The 16,478-nt window shown below is 61.3% G+C and carries 14 protein-coding genes; 6 read left to right on the forward strand and 8 right to left on the reverse strand.

Annotated elements, in window-relative coordinates; genetic code table 11:
• Positions 1–10: 10 nt before the first annotated feature.
• The 3 genes from ABIE33_RS21975 to ABIE33_RS21985 all read right to left on the reverse strand — a co-directional run bounded on the left by ABIE33_RS21975 (position 11) and on the right by ABIE33_RS21985 (position 2,487).
• Positions 11–364, reverse strand: a complete 354-nt coding sequence (locus ABIE33_RS21975) for a DUF1801 domain-containing protein (RefSeq protein ID WP_429129428.1) — start codon at positions 362–364, stop codon at positions 11–13.
• 105 nt (positions 365–469) lie between these two features.
• Complete coding sequence (locus ABIE33_RS21980; protein ID WP_429129431.1) at positions 470–1,825, reverse strand: ATP-binding protein; 1,356 nt, start codon at positions 1,823–1,825, stop codon at positions 470–472.
• Positions 1,825–2,487, reverse strand: coding sequence for a response regulator (locus tag ABIE33_RS21985; protein ID WP_429129433.1), 663 nt, complete (start codon positions 2,485–2,487; stop codon positions 1,825–1,827). The genes ABIE33_RS21980 and ABIE33_RS21985 overlap by 1 nt, the downstream gene beginning before the upstream one ends.
• A gap of 108 nt (positions 2,488–2,595) precedes the next feature.
• Here ABIE33_RS21985 and ABIE33_RS21990 point away from each other — a divergent pair, with 108 nt between their 5' ends.
• On the forward strand, positions 2,596–3,357 hold the full coding sequence (locus tag ABIE33_RS21990) for a L,D-transpeptidase (RefSeq protein ID WP_429129435.1): 762 nt from the start codon (positions 2,596–2,598) through the stop codon (positions 3,355–3,357).
• Between the two features lie 99 nt (positions 3,358–3,456).
• Here ABIE33_RS21990 and ABIE33_RS21995 read toward each other — a convergent pair whose 3' ends face one another.
• Entirely contained in the window at positions 3,457–4,425 is a 969-nt protein-coding gene (locus ABIE33_RS21995; RefSeq protein WP_429129438.1) for a DUF808 domain-containing protein, read from the reverse strand.
• Positions 4,426–4,644: 219 nt separating this feature from the next.
• Here ABIE33_RS21995 and ABIE33_RS22000 point away from each other — a divergent pair, with 219 nt between their 5' ends.
• From ABIE33_RS22000 to ABIE33_RS22015, 4 genes are all read left to right on the forward strand, one after another.
• Positions 4,645–5,253 carry a TetR family transcriptional regulator gene (locus ABIE33_RS22000; protein ID WP_429129440.1) on the forward strand — a complete coding sequence of 203 codons (609 nt, stop codon included), beginning with the start codon at positions 4,645–4,647 and terminating at the stop codon, positions 5,251–5,253.
• Positions 5,254–5,319: 66 nt separating this feature from the next.
• A complete protein-coding gene (locus ABIE33_RS22005; protein WP_429129443.1) occupies positions 5,320–6,471 on the forward strand; it encodes an efflux RND transporter periplasmic adaptor subunit in 1,152 nt (383 codons plus the stop codon).
• 26 nt (positions 6,472–6,497) lie between these two features.
• Positions 6,498–9,650 carry an efflux RND transporter permease subunit gene (locus ABIE33_RS22010; RefSeq protein WP_429129445.1) on the forward strand — a complete coding sequence of 1,051 codons (3,153 nt, stop codon included), beginning with the start codon at positions 6,498–6,500 and terminating at the stop codon, positions 9,648–9,650.
• A 349-nt stretch (positions 9,651–9,999) separates the two neighbouring features.
• Positions 10,000–10,581, forward strand: coding sequence for a DUF922 domain-containing Zn-dependent protease (locus ABIE33_RS22015; protein WP_429129771.1), 582 nt, complete (start codon positions 10,000–10,002; stop codon positions 10,579–10,581).
• Positions 10,582–10,866: 285 nt separating this feature from the next.
• Here the strand turns inward: ABIE33_RS22015 and ABIE33_RS22020 are convergent, their stop codons facing one another.
• The 4 genes from ABIE33_RS22020 to ABIE33_RS22035 form a co-directional block, all read right to left on the reverse strand.
• A complete protein-coding gene (locus tag ABIE33_RS22020; RefSeq protein WP_025428340.1) occupies positions 10,867–11,529 on the reverse strand; it encodes a response regulator transcription factor in 663 nt (220 codons plus the stop codon).
• Positions 11,530–11,802: 273 nt separating this feature from the next.
• Positions 11,803–12,429, reverse strand: a complete 627-nt coding sequence (locus tag ABIE33_RS22025) for a Crp/Fnr family transcriptional regulator (RefSeq protein ID WP_429129447.1) — start codon at positions 12,427–12,429, stop codon at positions 11,803–11,805.
• A gap of 312 nt (positions 12,430–12,741) precedes the next feature.
• The gene (locus ABIE33_RS22030; protein WP_429129450.1) at positions 12,742–14,025 is read right to left on the reverse strand and encodes a polysaccharide pyruvyl transferase family protein; all 1,284 of its coding nucleotides are present in this window, start codon (positions 14,023–14,025) and stop codon (positions 12,742–12,744) included.
• Positions 14,022–15,470 carry a hypothetical protein gene (locus ABIE33_RS22035; protein ID WP_429129452.1) on the reverse strand — a complete coding sequence of 483 codons (1,449 nt, stop codon included), beginning with the start codon at positions 15,468–15,470 and terminating at the stop codon, positions 14,022–14,024. Before ABIE33_RS22035 ends, ABIE33_RS22030 begins: the two co-directional genes overlap by 4 nt.
• Before the next feature lie 232 nt (positions 15,471–15,702).
• On the opposite strand from ABIE33_RS22035, the gene ABIE33_RS22040 reads away from it, so the two are divergent.
• Positions 15,703–16,467 (forward strand): glycoside hydrolase family 16 protein, encoded by a 765-nt coding sequence (locus ABIE33_RS22040; protein ID WP_429129455.1) that lies wholly within the window; start codon positions 15,703–15,705, stop codon positions 16,465–16,467.
• Positions 16,468–16,478 lie beyond the last annotated feature (11 nt).

A 16,478-nucleotide genomic window follows, 5' to 3' on the forward strand; every position in this document is an offset into this window, starting at 1 on the left:
TCCATCTCTATCAGGCGTTGGCGGCCCTAAGCGCCAAGCCGATATAGACGGCCACATGTCTTCCCGCGATATCGGACAGAGAATGCATCTTGATGTGACGGCGCCCCTTGCCCTGGCCCTTCAGCTCCCCATGTGCGTCCGGCAGTGCCGCCCCCTCGCTGAACTCCAGAGTGACATGAGCCGAATAGGGAAATATTCCGCAGAATGGCCGCGCGCCAGAAAACAGCAGGCCGCCATATTTGATCTCTTCCGAAATGCCCGGGCCGGATGCCAACACAATCTCGCGCAGCTGTGAAACGATCGCGAACTGGGCATCGCCCCGGTCGCGGATGTCGGCGAGGAAGGTTTCGATACGCTTGTCCATCATCGTTGGCCCACGACTTGTAGAATGAGCTTGCTTAGGCCATGCCCAAACCTTGCGCCATAGTTACTGGAGAAACGCAGAAGAAAACTATGCTTGAGGCTGAACTCACGCGATGAGGTGTCTAGGCAGGACGATCCCGGCGGACAATCCACCCCCGACCTCGTTTCGCAATGCCAGCGCCGCGCCCGCGTGATCGAGCGCGAGTTCGGCGATGCTGAGGCCAAGGCCGCTGCCGATCGCGGCCTTGAAGCGGCCGCGGAAGAAGCGCTCGGTGACGTGAGGCATCTCTTCCGGCGGGATACCCGGTCCATCGTCATTGATCATGATTGTTACGGCGCCGTCATCGTTTTCGATTGAGCAGTGGATCGTACCGCCGGCCGGCGAGTGATGGAGCGCATTTTCCATCAGGTTGCGGGCGGCAAGTCGCAGCAGATCGGAATTGATCCTGACCCGCAGCTCGAAGAGCCTGGGATCGACGACAACGGACGCAGCACTGCCGGCATGGCCAAGCAGTTCGCTCCGGAGCGAGAACAGCATCTCGCCGGGATTGACCTCGGCGGCAGCACGCGCTGTTTCGGATGCTTCGACCGAGGCGATGTCGAGCAATTGCCTTACGAGCCGTCCAGTCCTGTCGACGCCCGCGACGATCTGGCCAAGCGCCTTTTCGCGGATTTCGGCATCGTTGCTCGCCAACGCCACCTGAGCCTGGGTCTTCAGGCCGGCAAGCGGCGTTCTCAGCTCATGGGCGGCAAAGGCGATAAAGTTCTGCTCGCGCTGACGCGCGCCGGCGACGCGGCCGAATAGGCCGTTCAGCGCGCGAAGCACGGGGCTGATCTCGCTCGGCGTTGCGGTCTCCTTGATCGGGTGCAGGTCCGAGGCGTCGCGGGCGGCGAGATCACCGGCCAGTTTTCTGAGCGGCGCCAAGCCACGCCCGACACTCAGCCAGATGAGGGTTGCCAGCAGCGGTATGATCAGGAGGGCTGGAAAGAGCAGGCCCTTGACGACGTCGTTGACCAGCCGGTCGCGGATGCGCAGGTTGTCGCCGACCAGCACGCGCACGCCAAGCTCGGCGTTTTCGACCGCGTAGACCCGCCATGTTTCTCCGTTGATCACCGTTTCGGAAAGGCCGGTCGCATGCGCCGACAGTGTCGTCTCCGGTGCGCTTTCCGACTTGCCGATCAGGGTGCCGTCCAGAGACCAGATCTGGCAGGAAAGCTGCCGGTCATAATGCGGGTGGTCGAGCACCGGGATCTTAGCTTTCGTCTGTGCCGGCCTGTCCGGGTCGATCTCCTGGTTGACCACCAGCGAACTCACCATCTTCGCCGCCTCCATCAGCCGGGCGTCAAGCACCTGCTCGACCTCGGCGCGGGTGCTGAAGAAGATCCAGAGCGTAGCCGAAAGCCACATGAGCCCGGTGGTGACGAGCAGGATGATGAAGAGGCGTGCGCGGATCGATCGCATCAGGTGTCGCCGCCGAGCCGGTAGCCGATGCCCCTGACAGTTTCGATGAGGCCGGGTCCGAGCTTGTTTCGCAGGTGATGGATGTGCACCTCGACGGTGTTGCTTTCAACCTCTTCCTGCCAGCCGTAAAGCTTGTCCTCCAGCGTCGCCTTCGAAAAGATGGCACCGGGTTGCGACATCAGCGCATGCAGAATGGAGTATTCCCGCCGCGAAAGCCGCACCGGAGTGCCGGCCTTTTCCACCGATTGCCGGGCCGGGTCGAGCCGGATCGTCGCCCATTCGATGAGGGCGGTCGAGCGCCCGGCGGAGCGACGCGCGAGCGCGCGCAGGCGTGCCGCGACCTCATCGAGATCGAAGGGCTTGCCGAGATAGTCGTCGGCGCCCATGTCGAGCCCGCTGACGCGATCGGCCACGGTGTCGCGGGCTGTCAAAAGCAGCACCGGCGTATCGTTGCGCGCGCCGCGCAGCTTTTTCAGGACGTCGGTGCCGGAGCCGTCAGGGAGCATGAGATCGAGGACGACGGCATCGAAGCGGCCTGCCGCCAGCGCCGCATCGGCGCTCTCCCGGGAGGCAACGGCATCGGTCGTAAAACCGGCGAGCGCCAGCCCAACCTTCAGCCCGTCACGCAAAATGTCATCGTCTTCGACAATCAGTACCCGCACTCAGATCTCCACTACATAATCGGCGGTGGTTGTTTAGCACCTCCCTTAAGGCAGCCTTAAGGTAGCGCATTCCTTTGGGCGTCATCGTAACAAGCCCCGAGTCGATGAATGTCCGATTTAGATGAACCGAACCAGTTGCCATCAGCCGTAGCCGATTTGCGATCAGGCGGCACGCTGACGCGTCGCAGCCTTTTCGTTGGCGCGACCGCCATCCTGCTTTCAGGCTGTGCGACAACCGCGCGTCCGACACCGAAGCCAGCGGTGGTCGAGATGACGCCGCCGCCCAAGGGTGCCGTTCCGCCGATGTACTACGCCATGCCGGATGAACAATTTCCGATTCCCGCGGTCAATGTCCCTGAAGTCGATCCGAAGTACTGGCGTCAGGAAGTCGACTACCCGACGCAGGAGCGCCCGGGCACGATCATCGTCGATACGCCGGCGAAGTATCTCTACCTTGTCCTGCCCGGCCAGCGCGCCATGCGCTACGGCATCGGCGTCGGCCGCGAGGGCTTTGCCTGGTCCGGGCGGGCGGTGGTGGCCTACAAGCGGAAATGGCCGCGCTGGACGCCGCCCGACGAAATGGTCGCCCGGCAGCCGAAGCTCGAGCCGTACAGCATCAAGAACGGCGGCATGGGGCCGGGGCTGAAGAACCCGCTCGGCGCACGGGCGCTCTATATCCACAAGGACGGCAAGGATACGCTCTACCGCATCCACGGCAGCCCCGAGGCGCGGTCGATCGGCAAGGCCGTCTCGTCCGGGTGCATCCGCATGCTCAATCAGGATGTCGTCTATCTGCACGATCAGGTCCGCGACGGCAGCCCGATCGTCGTCATTCCCGATCCGTCGAAAGCACACCTCGCCACGAGCTGAGCGCGGCTTATCCGGTCGCTCAATATCGACCGATCAGCGAACGCACATGTCTCTGGCCCCAGCAGGGCCAGAGTATAGCGGTGCCGGTACTGGGGGAGGTCAGTGGCTTGCGGGTCTCAGTCGGCCCCAGATCGGCGCGACGACATTGCCCATGACGGCAATGGTCACGGCGCCGACGCCAATGGCGAGCAGGGCCTGCTGCGCCGACGTGGCGATCCAGCCGATCAGGCCCGGGGCAATGGAAAGCGCGTGGACCACGGTTTCGGAGATGTCGTGAATGATGTGTTCCGGCCCGGGATATCCCATCTGCGCAAGGCCATGGACGAGAATGCTGCCCCCGACCCAGAGCATCGCCGCGGTCCCGATCGCCGCGAGAACCTTCAGAAAGATCGGCATACCGACAACGAGGCCGCGACCGATAACGCGCAGCGCCGATACGGAGGTTTTGGCCAATGCGACGCCCGCGTCATCGGCCTTGACGATCAATCCGACAACGCCGTAGACGGCAAGCGTGATGGCGATGCCGACCGATGCCAGCACAGCGCCCTGGGTATAGATGCTGGCATCGGCAACGGTTGAGAGCGTCAGCGCCATGATCTCTGCCGACAGGATGAAATCGGTGCGCACCGCGCCCGCGACTTTCTCGTTTTCGAGCGCGACCGGATCGGTCTTTTGTCCGAGAACGGCGTTTTCGTGCTCATGCGCCGCGTGCGGAAAGAAGACGCCATAGAGTTTCTCGGCGCCCTCGTAGCAGAGGTAGATGCCACCCAGCATCAACAGGGGGGTAATCGCCCACGGGGCGAAATAGCCGAGCAGCAGCGCACCGGGCAAAAGGAACAGGATCTTGTTCTTGAGCGAACCGAGCGCAATGCGGCCGATGATCGGCAGTTCGCGTTCCGGCGTCAGCCCGACGACGTAGCGCGGCGTCACGGCCGCGTCGTCGATCACCACGCCTGCGGCTTTAGCACCGGCCTTTGCGGTCTGGGCGGCGACGTCGTCAAGCGAGGCAGCCGCCATTTTTGCGATGGCCGCGATGTCGTCGAGCAGGGCGATGAGACCAGTAGCCATTGAACGCGAACCCTTTGCGCTGAAACTCCGTCGAGCGGTTGCTCTGAGGATTCGGCAGTAACCACCGCAGCGTGTCGAGTCAACGCCATGCAAAACGGTTGGTGGGCGCACACCATTTCGTGAGGCGAATACTGTTCGTTTCGATTGACGTTAGATCGCTTTCGATTTACGAGTGACGAAATACGAAAATCGTCAGTCGTGAATCGAAAGTAAGCCTATATGGACGACAGCATTGAAAGCCAGCTGGATGCCACGCGTCAGGAAAACGTCTCGCGGATCCTGGACGCGGCCGAAAGGCTTTTTCGGCATTTCGGCTATTCGAAGACCAATGTTGCCGACATCGCCCGTGACCTCGGCATGTCGCCGGCCAACATCTACCGCTTTTTCGCCTCGAAGGCGGAGATCCACCAGGCGATCTGCGGCCGCATGCTGGCGGCCAGCTACCAGCAGGCGCAGGGCATCTGCCGGTTGCCGCTGAGCGCGACGGAGCGCTTGCGGCAATATATCCGCGCGCAACATCAGATGACCGTGGAGGTCATGCTTGACGACCAGAAGGTGCACGAGATGGTCGTCATCGCGATGGAACGCGACTGGCACGTGATCGACAAGCACATCGATCGTCTGCACGCCCTTGTCGCCGATGTGATCCGCGAAGGGATTATCGCGGGCGAATTCCCCGAGCAGGACGCTGATGCGGCCTCCAGATGTTTCGGCGCTGCGACCGTGATCCTCTGCCACCCGCAGATGGTGGCGCAATGTCTTTCGAAGGAAAATCGGGCGACGCCGGATGAGCTGATCGAATTTGCGATCAAGGCACTGAAAAACTGACCAGGCCGCGTGCGGCCCCTGATGTGTACCGTATGGCGGATGCCACCGAGGAGTGCGGAAATGCCGATGCCCGTTCAAACCCGTAGCTGTTTCGCGTCCAGCGGAAGGATGGTCCTTCTTGCCGCGATCTCCCTCATTCTGGCGGCCTGCTCGCAAGAGCATGAGGAGGCCAAGCCGGTCGTGCGGCCGGTCAAGGTGGTCGAGATCAGCGATGCCGGCGAAGTCCGGCAGATGAACTATTCCGGTGTCGTGCGCGCCCGAACGGAGATGAACCTCGGCTTCCGCGTCAACGGCAAGATCACCGAGCGTCTGGTGAATGTCGGTGACCGGGTGGAGTCCGGCGATCTGCTCGCCCGCATCGATGCGACGGACTACGATCTTTCAGTCAAGAGTGCGGCCGCGAACCTTGAGGCCTCCGAGCGCCAGGTCGAGACGACCGCATTGGTCCGCGCGCGCGCCGAACAACTCTTTGCCCGGAAAGTCGCCTCCCAGGCGCAGCTCGACCAGGCAACACTCAGCCATAACCAGGCCGTGGCAACGCGCGACGCCGCAAGCTCGGCGCTGTCCCAGGCGAAGAACCAGGTGGCCTATACCGAACTGGTTGCCGATCGCAACGGCATCGTCGCGGCAATCGCGGCCGATGTCGGACAGGTGGTCGGCTCCGGCACTCCCGTCGCCACCGTTGCCGTCGACGGCGAGAAGGAAGTGCTCATTGCCGTCCCGGAAGTTGATGTCGCCAATTTCAAACCGGGCATGTTGGTCAAGGCCGGCTTCTGGTCGGACCAGGGCCTGATGCTCGACGGTAAGGTGCGCGAGGTTGCGGGCAGTGCCGAACAGCCATCGCGAACTTTTGCCGTGCGCGTCAGCCTGCCCAACGATCCGCGCATTCTGCTCGGCATGACCGCGACGATCCTGGCTTCGGCTGATGACGCCGAGCGCCACATGTCCGTGCCCTTGAGTGCTTTGGCTCAGAGGGACGGTGGAACAACCGTGTGGGTCGTCGACCGCGACAGCCAGACCGTGAAGAGCAGGGCGATCACCGTTGCCGACTTTACCGGCGAGGGTGTGCGCGTGGTCGACGGGCTGAAGCGCGGCGATCTGGTCGTTGCGGCCGGCACGCAGTTCATGACCCAAGATCTGAAGGTTGCGATATCGGGCGATGTCACGCGCCAGTCTGCTGCAACCGACAAGACCGCAGCCACCGAAATCGCGCGCTGAAACAACCCAACCGCGGAATGAAGCCGATGTCCCTGCCCACCGAAGAAAAGCGGCCTTTCAATCTTTCGCGCTGGGCGATTGCCCATCCCAGCATCGCGCGGTTCCTGTTCGGCCTGATCATCATCACCGGTGCTCTCGGCCTGATGCGGATGGGTCAGAAGGAAGACCCAGACTTCACCTTCCGCGTCATGGTCGTACAAGCCTTCTGGCCGGGCGCCTCGATCCAGGAGATGGAGGATCAGGTCGTCAACAAGATCGAGCGCAATCTGCAGGAAACCCCGCATCTCGATTTCGTGCGCTCCTATACCCGTGCCGGAAGCGCGATCATCACTCTGCAGGTCGAGGGTGACACCAACGCCCAGCAGGTGGCCGACGCGTTCTATCAGGTCCGCAAGAAAGTCGGCGATATCGACGATGAGCTGCCGGAGGGGCTACTTGGGCCCTATTTCAACGACGAGTTCGGCGACACCTTCATTACCCTGCATTCGCTCAGCGGCGACGGTTACAGCTATCCCGAACTGAAGAAGTTTGCGATCCAGGCGCGCGACATGCTGCTGACGACACCCGGGGTCGAGAAAGCCGTGATCCTCGGCGACCAGCCCGAAAAGATCTATATCGACGTTTCCTCCAAGGTGCTGGCTGCGCGCGGGCTGACGCTTAACGACCTTCGAAACACCATCGCCGGCCAGAACAATGTCGACCCTGCAGGTTCGGTCGATACCGGTTCGCGCTCCGTGCGCATTTCCGTCGAGGGCGGCCTCGACAAAGTCGAGGATCTGCGCAACCTCAGCCTGACGGCCGGTGGGCAGGTTACCCGCCTCGGCGATATCGCCACCGTTTCCTCAGGGCTGGAAGATCCCTATTCGCGCAAGTTCCGCTTCAACGGACAGGACAGCGTGCAGATCGGCGTGGTGATGGCCAAGGGCTTCAAGGTCACCGATGTCGGCACGGCTGTCGAAGAGACCTACCAGCGGTTCGAGGCGGCTTTGCCCTATGGCGTCGTCGTCGACCAGATCTCCAACCAGCCGGAAGTCGTCACCGAAGCTGTCGGCGAATTCATGAAGGCGCTCGGCGAAGCTCTGGTGATCGTGCTTGTCGTCTCCTTCCTGTCGATCGGCTGGCGCTCCGGCCTGGTGATCGCCATCACTATCCCGCTTGTGCTCGCGGCGACCTTTGCCATCATGTACGAACTTGGCATCGACCTGCAGCGCATCTCGCTTGGGGCGCTCATCATTGCGCTTGGGCTCCTGGTCGACGACGCGATGATCGTTGTCGAAATGATGGAGCGCAAGCTGGAGGAGGGGCTCGTCAAGGTCGAGGCTGCAAGCTTCGCCTATTCCTCGACGGCCTTCCCGATGCTGACAGGCACGCTGATTACCACCGCCGGCTTCATTCCGGTCGGCTTTGCCGCCTCGACTGCGGGCGAATATGTCCGCTCGCTGTTCTATGTGGTCGGCATCGCCCTGGTGGTCTCGTGGTTCGTCGCCGTCTACTTCACACCGTGGCTCGGCAACATGATCCTGAAACAGCGCTCCCATGCCGGCGGCCATCACGATGTCTTCGACACCCGCTTTTATCGGCGCCTGCGCTCGACGGTGTCCTGGGCAGTTCACCATCGCATCATCGTGCTGTCGATGACGCTTGTCGCCTTCTTCGTCAGCCTGTGGGCGTTCCAGTTCATTCCCAAGAACTTTTTCCCGCAATCCTCCCGTCCGGAAATCCTCGTCGATCTCTGGCTGCCGGAAGGCACCAGCATCAAGGAAGTCGAGACCCAGGCCAAGGCGCTCGAAGCGCGGATGATGGACGATGCGGACAAGCGCTTCATCGCCACCTATATCGGCGAGGGCGCGCCGCGCTTCTTCCTGCCGCTCGATCAGCAACTGCGCAATCCGAACTTCGCCCAACTCCTCGTCATGGCCAACGACGAGCCGGCGCGCGAACGGCTGATCGACAAACTGCGCAAGATCCTTGCCGAGGATTTCCCGTCGATCCGCTCCAAGGTCGACCGCCTCTTCCTCGGCCCGCCGACCGGCTGGCCGGTGCAGATGCGCGTCATGGGGCCGGATCGCCAGGAGGTGCGCCGCATCGCCGATCAGGTGAAGGCGAAGTTCGCGGAAAACCCTCAGCTCGGTGCGGTTCATGACGACTGGCTGGAGCCGGTGACGGCGATGAAACTGGTGATCGACCAGGATCGCGCCCGCGCGCTCGGCGTCACCTCGCAGCGCGTCCGGCAGATGCTGCAGGCGACCATGTCCGGCGTGCCGCTCGACAACTTCCGCGATGGCGAGGAGACGGTCTCGATTGTCGCCCGTGAGCCGGATGCCACCCGCGCGCTGCTGTCGTCGGTGGAATCCGTCTATATCCCGACTGATTTCGGCAGCTTCGTTCCGCTCTCACAGGTGGCCAAGGTCGTGCCAGTGCTCGAACAGGGCATCGAGTGGCGCAGGGACCGGCTGCCGACGATTACCGTTCGTGGCACTTTGCCCGACGGTGTACAGCCGAACGATGTGGCGTTGAAAATGTATGGGGACATGCAGACGCTACGTGATGGGCTCGCTCCCGGCTATAGCATCAATATCCAGGGCGGTGCCGAAGACGCGGCCGAAAGCCAGGGCTCGATCGCAGCCAAGGCGCCGATCATGCTGGCCGTCATCGTCGTGCTGCTGATGGTCCAGTTGCAGCACTTCGGCAAGGCGATGCTGGTTCTGGCAACCGGTCCGCTCGGCATTATCGGGGCGGCGGCGGCGCTACTGATCAGCGGTGCCCCCTTCGGCTTCGTCGCCATCCTCGGAGTTATCGCGCTGCTCGGCATCATCATGCGCAACTCGATCATCCTGGTGGACCAGATCGACCAGGACATTGCCGCGGGCATGGATCGCTCCGAAGCCATCATCGGTTCGGCGGTGCGCAGGTTCCGTCCGATCATGCTGACGGCAATGACCGCGGTTCTGGCGCTGATCCCGATCTCGCGCGGCGTCTTCTGGGGGCCTTTGGCCTATGCGATGATGGGCGGCATCCTTGTCGCGACCGTTCTGACAATTCTGGTGCTGCCGGCTGGTTACGCGCTCTTCTTCGGCCGGGAGCCGAAGAAGAAGACGCCCGAACCGGAAGCCGCTGAAGCGGGCAATGCCGAGCCTGCGGTGCCGATGATCTATCCGCCTGCGGTTGCTGCCGAATAGCACTGACGGCGCCGTCGTGGGAGCTGCTCGGCGGGCTTGGCACCAGATGCTGCCGGTGATGAGGCGGCCGATAGGATCGAGTAGCGGCGTCGCCATAGCTGGTAACTCCGCGCAAAGGTCGCTGTAGCACTTTGAATTGCTGCATGTTCTTATCCTTAAATCGGCTACGATTTAAGGAAACATGCAGTAGCTCGGCACCCCGAAACGTCTGATCGATTGAAGGCGCGCGCGATTGCGCGGCCGCCTTTCTCCATAAATCGATGCCGATCAAGAAATTATGCAGTAGGGTCGCCCGCGTTCAGGTGCCTTCCAGGGGATTCGGGTGAAGCTAGACGTTTTCTTCTGCAGTATGATGGTTTGCGCATTTTCGTTGCCGTCCATGGCGCATGCGGAATGGCAGGCGGTGGAAAACGTCCGCACCTATGCGATCTCGGGCCAGACAGGCCCCGAGCTTTATGCGTCGATCGGCGAGCGGGGGCCAAAGGTAGGCGGACTGGTTCGGGCCATCGCTCACACCGACTTCAAGCTGACATGGACTAGGAAATACGAGCCGCAAGGCAACGCCTGCACGCTCGTTTCCGCCAAGCCGAAGCTCATCATCACCTATACGCTGCCGAAGCCGTCGAAGCCGCTGCAGGGGGCCATGGTGCAGAATTGGGAAACCTTTTTCGCAGGTGTTCGCAAGCACGAGCTCATTCACGGCGACTACATCAAGGATCTGGTGAAGGCGATCGAAACCACATCGGTCGGGCTCTCGGTAGACGCAGACCCCAACTGCCGCAAGATCAGAACTGAGCTGACGAGGCGGCTGGGTGAGCTGTCTGTTGCTCAACGCCAGAGAAGCCGGGACTTCGACCGCGTCGAGCTCAGCGGCGGCGGTAATATCCACCAACTCATTCTCAATCTCGTCAATGGTACCGGAGGCCGTTGACGGAGGCCCATGCGTATCGGCCCACACCTTCGGCAAGGCAGGTTCAATCGGCACGTGCGATTTCGTGCGCCGCAACAGGATATCCCGACAAGCTCTTGCCGGGGCCGGCGAAGCGGAATGCTGGCATCTCGATACGACACATGCCGTCCCATGCCGGCCGGATTGCCGGATATGGGAGACAAGTCAGCCGATCGCGAACGACAGTCAGCAGGCCGCGATCAAAAACAACGCCTGCCGGAGCCTTCGCTGTTCGCAGCGTCTGCCGGGTCGTTGGCTAAAGTCGGTCTACTTCATGAACTCTCTGATCTTGTAGGCGACCTCGGTGCGGTTGGTCGCGTTCAGCTTTTTCATGATGTTTCTGATGTGAACTTTCACGGTGCTTTCACACAGATCCATCTCATAGGCGATGATCTTGTTTGCCTTTCCACGGCGCAAGGCTTCGGCGACTTCGATTTCCCGCGGCGTGAACAGGCTGTCGGAGCAACGGGCGCCATTCACAACCGAGTTGATTGCCTCTCGCATCGTCAGGATGCTGCTTGCCGGAACGAAGACGCCACCGGCGCGCGCAAGCGCTATCGCTTCGGCGGCGACATTGATGCCGACATTGCTTGGAATGTAGCCACGGGCACCGCATTCCAACGCCTTGAGAATTTGGCCGAGTTCATCAGTTTCGGCAACCACGATCACCGGGCTGTATTTGAACTTCTCAACCAGTGTTTCGATCTTTTCGCAGACTGCAAGGTCGCCCACTTTGCCGCCGCCGACGATGAGAAGAACCGCGGAAGGGTCTGTCTGCAATTTGCGGCCGCGCCACTCGTCAAAGGATCCGACGGTAACGATCGTCAGCCCGGGGTCGTAGCCCGTCAGGCTTTTCGACAGGCACTCCCGGTCGAGGGCCCGAGGGTCGATGAGCAGGATGTAATCGAGATCCTCCTCCTGATCGGTCATGTCCGAGCCGGCCAGACTTTGGGGTAGACGCTGTTCCAGCACGCTTGGAAGGGATGTCGGTCGCGTCGTGGAGCTTCTTGCAATTGTTGCTGTACGAATATCCATTGAATTTTCTCCTTTTTATTCTTATTTTGATAGGTGTAAATATTCTAGATACAAGTATTGGTATTAATATCCCTTCGGGTTCCTCTCGTATTTTCTTCTTATAATTTGGTGATCAGAACACATATATTGTCGGTGCGCATTAACACAGGTTAAAGCCCTCGTAATGAATCAACCGGGACTCGTGCTGAGATAGCCCGGATCGAAGTCCACCAATTCGGCCAGGCGTCTGCGATCGAGAAATTCGACGATGCCATTCCTGAACGACAGCAATCCCTTCAACCGCATCTCCTTCAGAACGCGATTGATGTGCACGGTCGACAGCCCGACGGCGTCGCCGATGTCGGACTGCGTCAGCGGGCAATCGAAACCGTCAAATCCCGGCCTGTCGGGTCTGCCCGCCCGGACCGCAAGTTCGAGCAAGAGATGCCCGGTACGCTCCAGTGCGTCGCGACGTGCGATGTTTGCCAGCCGCTCGGTCATCCTGACCTGGCGCTTGAGCATCTCGTGGACGAAGTTCTGCTGAATTCTCTGTGACAGATTGGGGCCGCCGGTGCCGGGAGGCACCGCGAACTCGTAGACGGCAACGTCGGACAGAGCCTGGATTGTCTCTTGCGTCATTTCCGACGACAGGGTCCAGAGCATATCTCCACGCAGCATGAAATCGATGACGATCCGCGTTCCATTTGCCAGAATCTTCCGGCTGACGCTCCAACCGGAGATGAAGAACAGAACACATGATCGACCTTCGGGCTCGAACAGAATTGAGCCCGCCGGGAATACCCGCTTTCGCGCCACGGAGAGTTCCGACCGCTGCTGATCAGCGTCGAAACTCGACAATTCGCGATACCGTGACGAACTTATAAATGCCCCAAGTTGCCCCACCATATAGGTGCACTCTCTCTTCGGTCTTTTCGATTGTACTTAAGTATATAGCAAACAACCGGTGGTTAGGAATATTACCCAAGATGGTTAGTAATGGTGGGAAATCACATCGATATGAGCTTAATCCGGCCGGGTGGGTACCGGTGGTAATTAGCTGAAGCGTTTGGGTTTTGAGCACCAGCCATGCCGACACCCCTGCGATCGACAGTGCGTGACCCGTAACGGTTAGAGACCGTGCGACAGGGCGTAGCCCGACAAGCCTCTGTCGCTTGGCACAACCACCTGCTGGATCGTCGGGCTCGCGCTGCGGTTTTGGTGCGCCTCAAGGCACTCCCGCAGCTGCGAGATGCCGTCGCGGGCCTGATCGAGGATCGAGGCATGGGCCGCGGGATCGATGCCCTTGCGGGCTGCCTCCTCTAGCAAGGAGGCCACATCGCGAGCGGAGATGTCGGGTCCGTTGGCAAAATATTCCGGTCGGCCAACGAACTGGAAGAAGCCTTCGACTTTCGCATCCCAGCCGAGACCGACCTGCGGCACTCCGAGGGAATAGGCGGCGATGCAGGCGTGAAGGCGATGCGCCAGTATCACCTGCGTCGATGCGATGATGTGGATCAGTTCCTCGGGCGTTTTGGGACGAGGGGCGAGGTAGAGATCGCCGCTTTCGATATGGGTGGCGAGACCGTCACCGTTGAGAATGCGCCGTGCGAAGGCCTGGTCTTCCTGGGCTCCATTTGTGAAGAGGCAGATCCTATATCCGGCATCGAGCATCACGCCGAGCAGCTGATGATAGTCGTCGGCATGCCGAAAAGGAGTTCCAGCCGAGCCATGGCTGGAATGTCGGCGCAGGATGAGCGGGTCCGTGACGCAGATGCCGATTGCCCGGTCATCTGCCTTCAGTGGCTCGAGCGCGTGCCACGCGACGATCTCGCGGACGAGCAGGCCGGGATCCGGCAGTATCCGGGCGTGCGGCCCGGCTGGAAAATGGCCGAGCCAGTTGCGGCCGGCGATAGTATCACGAACCGAAACGTGGACGACCTGGCTGTCATCGATCATGCCGAAAAGCTGCCTTGCCTGCGACGACCAGTCCCGGCTGGTGCCGACGGCATAGACCGCCAGCGGCTTGCCGCTGCGGTTGACGCAATCGAGTGCTGCGCCGACCTTGAGCGGGAAGTTCAGGTCGTCGTCCTGAAACAGGTTTCCGCCGCCGATGACAATGGCATCGGCGGCGTCTATCTCCTTCTGCCATTCGACCTGCAACCGGCGGAGTGTCGGACCGAGGAGTTGCCTTACGATCAGCCGACGGGCGAATGACGGCAGCGCTTGCAGCACCTTCAGCAACTGCCGGCGGCGCCCGCCACCGGCGGTGCCGAAGGCCGTCCTGCCGGCGAGATCGATTGTCTTGACCTCCAGTCCCTTGGTTCCGCGCGCCAGCGCAGTCTCCAGGCACTGCGCCAGAATGCCGTCACCAAGGTTTTCGCTGTATTTGACGTTGAAAATGACGACCTTCATCGGGAGCCTCCCATGCGGCGCGGGCCTGTCGCACCAACCAGTCGCGGTCCTGCCGCCGTTGCCTCGACGATCTGCCGGCATGTCAGTGCCGCCGCGCTGCCGGCGAGAATGTAGAACATCAGGCCCAGATCATAGACGGTGCCCGATACGAGAGCCGTGCTGAGGGCTGCGATAAAGCCGGCCTTTGCCGCCCGGAGAGCGGCAAGACTTTCCGTTCGCCGCGCGGCACCTGGCGCCATGCGAGCGCGTAGAATGGTCGCGACAAAGACCCAGAAGATGGCGAGCCCCAGGACACCGACATTCGACAGGAGAACCAGGAGATAGCTGGAGGCGCGTGCGCTCCCCAGGCCGGCCCCCATGCCGGAGGTGTTGACGAAGGCCTCATAGGCAGCGGCGTTCCACATCGCGCGCTCGCGCCCTGACTGGCTGTCGGCCTTTGACAGCAGCATCTCATCGAGAAAATCGTAAACAGTCGACACCATTTCCGGGAACATGTTGACGATCGCGAGCGTAACGAGCGGCACGACCAGGAAAAGGGCAGCGAGAAACACCGGACGTCCGGGCTTTCCCCGCTCGAAGACCGTCACAACCGAGCGTATCCAGAGAAACGGAAAGACCACGGCCAACCCGAGCAATGCCGTCGCGGAGGTCGAAAACACCAGGCCGGCAAGGGAGGCGGTCGCCAGGAGGGCTGTCGCCCGTGAGCGCACCCGGTCGAGCCAGAGGCTCGCGGTCGCAGCAAACAGGATCAAGGTGTAGTCGGCAAAGGCCGATGCCTCGGGGAAGGATCCGGAGATCCGCTTCAGCCCACCTTTTTCCGCCGCGGTCAGAAGGGCGTAGTTCGCCGTGCGCACCACGCTCAGCAGATACTCGGTGCCCGAGAAATAAGTGAGGATATCGGCCGCCGCGAAGGCGAGGTTGACCGTGGCGGCAATGATAATCGCGTGGACGAGATGCGATGGCGCGGCCGTCCGGCGCAGATAGGCGTGGCAGAATCCGAAACAGGCAAGACCGCCGAGCGCATAGACGGCCTGGGTTATGTTGTTCGACGAAAACCGCAACGGTGACAACGATATGAAGCTTCTCGCGCCGACCGATCGCTCGACCGTCATCACGTCGACGGCACCCTGAAACAGGCGAGGCGACAGGATTGCCGTCAGCACGCCGAAAAGGGTAAGCACCATCAGCCAAAAGCCGGGCCCGGCCGGTGCGAAGGCCGCCAGCACCGGGCCTTCGCCGTAGGCCATGAGGACCCTGAGGCCGAAGAACAACAGAAAGACGTTGGGAACGAGGATGGACGCACCGCCAAGTGCGGGAAGGTTGATGGCGGCGGCAGAGCCGAGGGCGGTTGAGACGACCATGAACGTCAATGCCCAGTGGATGGGCGCCATCAGGACGCCCAACCCCACAAGCACGGTAACGAAGCCGATCAGTTCAAAGCTCATGCCACCAGTTCCAGTTGCTGAAACGATCCTATCAAAGGGGGCATGTCGCGTATTTACGCCTCCGGCTAAGCCTTTCGCATAAAGCTACGGCCTGAATCGGTAATGGACCCGCGATACGGGCCCGCGTTAGTTTTGCACCATGACCTCATCTGTTCGCGAAGCTCGCCCGTATTGCGCACGCCGCCTGCCAGCTCGGCTTTTCGCCCGGCCTGTGGTCTGCTGCCTGTGGCTGATGATGCTTGTGTCGGCGACCCATGCCGACGGATACACGGCCGGCGACACGGGTGACGAGCTTCCTGTCGACGACATGCCGCTGACCTTCGACGAGAATTTCGACAATCTGAGCGTGTCCGCCTGGGGGCCTGGCACCCGGTGGATCGCCCATACGCCGTGGTCGGGGGATTTCGGTGGCGCCCGCTTTGCCAACCCCGGTCAGCGCTCGCCGTTCAAGACCGAAAACGGCATTCTGAGGATCGAGGCCAAGCGCGACCCGGAAGGCGACTGGCAGTCCGGCCTGCTCGCGTCGGTAGACCCCAAGGGCAATGGCTTTGCCCAGCAATACGGCTATTTCGAAATGCGTGCGCGTTTGCCGGTCGGCCCGGGCGTATGGCCCGCATTCTGGCTGATCGGCAAGGACCGCTCGAAGTCGACGGCCGAGATAGACGTGATGGAATTTTACGGTGACAAGCCGGACGGATATTCCTCTGTCATTCATGTCTGGCATCGCGATGACAAGGACGATTCCCAATTCAGTCGGATCGAGGTATTTCGCGACGCCGACCCCCAGGATTTTCATACCTATGGGGTGAAGATCGATTCCGAATTCATCCGGATGTACTTTGACCGGAAACTCGTGTGGAAGGCCGAAACGCGGCCTGAGCACCGACAGCCGATGTACGTGCTGCTCAACCTCGCGCTCGTCGAAAAAACCGCCGATCAGGCACCGGATCCATCCCACATGTTCATCGACTATGTCAGGGCACACGAACTTCAATAGGTTGCCCTTAA

Origin of the sequence: Ensifer sp. 4252, assembly GCF_050434565.1 — a bacterium.
In the GTDB taxonomy this organism is placed as follows: Bacteria; Pseudomonadota; Alphaproteobacteria; order Rhizobiales; family Rhizobiaceae; genus Ensifer.

What these genes read in the sequence shown, in the direction of transcription:
- ABIE33_RS21975 (WP_429129428.1), bottom strand. Translation starts at nt 364, where the DNA reads ATGGACAAGCGTATCGAAACCTTCCTCGCCGACATCCGCGACCGGGGC.
- ABIE33_RS21980 (WP_429129431.1), bottom strand. Translation starts at nt 1,825, where the DNA reads ATGCGATCGATCCGCGCACGCCTCTTCATCATCCTGCTCGTCACCACC.
- ABIE33_RS21990 (WP_429129435.1), top strand. Translation starts at nt 2,596, where the DNA reads ATGTCCGATTTAGATGAACCGAACCAGTTGCCATCAGCCGTAGCCGAT.
- ABIE33_RS21995 (WP_429129438.1), bottom strand. Translation starts at nt 4,425, where the DNA reads ATGGCTACTGGTCTCATCGCCCTGCTCGACGACATCGCGGCCATCGCA.
- ABIE33_RS22000 (WP_429129440.1), top strand. Translation starts at nt 4,645, where the DNA reads ATGGACGACAGCATTGAAAGCCAGCTGGATGCCACGCGTCAGGAAAAC.
- ABIE33_RS22005 (WP_429129443.1), top strand. Translation starts at nt 5,320, where the DNA reads ATGCCCGTTCAAACCCGTAGCTGTTTCGCGTCCAGCGGAAGGATGGTC.
- ABIE33_RS22010 (WP_429129445.1), top strand. Translation starts at nt 6,498, where the DNA reads ATGTCCCTGCCCACCGAAGAAAAGCGGCCTTTCAATCTTTCGCGCTGG.
- ABIE33_RS22015 (WP_429129771.1), top strand. Translation starts at nt 10,000, where the DNA reads ATGATGGTTTGCGCATTTTCGTTGCCGTCCATGGCGCATGCGGAATGG.
- ABIE33_RS22020 (WP_025428340.1), bottom strand. Translation starts at nt 11,529, where the DNA reads ATGACCGATCAGGAGGAGGATCTCGATTACATCCTGCTCATCGACCCT.
- ABIE33_RS22030 (WP_429129450.1), bottom strand. Translation starts at nt 14,025, where the DNA reads ATGAAGGTCGTCATTTTCAACGTCAAATACAGCGAAAACCTTGGTGAC.
- ABIE33_RS22035 (WP_429129452.1), bottom strand. Translation starts at nt 15,470, where the DNA reads ATGAGCTTTGAACTGATCGGCTTCGTTACCGTGCTTGTGGGGTTGGGC.
- ABIE33_RS22040 (WP_429129455.1), top strand. Translation starts at nt 15,703, where the DNA reads ATGATGCTTGTGTCGGCGACCCATGCCGACGGATACACGGCCGGCGAC.